This is a genomic window from Asaia sp. VD9 (assembly GCF_037150015.1).
GTDB lineage: Bacteria > Pseudomonadota > Alphaproteobacteria > Acetobacterales > Acetobacteraceae > Asaia.
The window spans coordinates 1-402 of sequence record NZ_JBBCQM010000043.1 but is presented as its reverse complement, the minus strand read 5'-3'; the positions used below and the strand labels follow the sequence as shown (position 1 = coordinate 402).

Genomic DNA, 402 nt, shown 5'->3' with positions numbered 1-402 from the left:
ATCCCCACAACCGGAGTATCCGAATGAACTTCGACTGGCAGACGATCTTCGAGACCGTCCTCCCCTTCCTGCCTGCCTCTCTCGCCGGTGACGCGACGACGATCCTCACCTTTGTCGTGGCTCTGGCCGCCGTGATCGCCCGCTTCTGGCCCAGACCGGCTGACGGCTCGAAATGGCTCCCCCTTTACCTGCTCGTGAACACCGTCGCGATGAACGGCAAGCACGCCACCAACGCCGACGACGCCAAGCCCTGACTGACGACACCGGCAATCGGGCCGGGATCAGTCCTCATCATCCAGAAGGAAAAGACCATGACCACCAGCGCGAACACGCTCGTCACCAAGCTCGTCAAGCTGATCACCGATGCGGCTGGCAGTTCCGTCAGCACCGCCACTACGGCCA

General features: G+C 62.4%; 1 pseudogene. It reads left to right on the top strand.

The features are described from left to right. A pseudogene (locus WFJ47_RS16485) lies at nt 1-254 on the top strand (hypothetical protein); the annotation flags it as partial. Nucleotides 255-402: the final 148 nt, after the last annotated feature.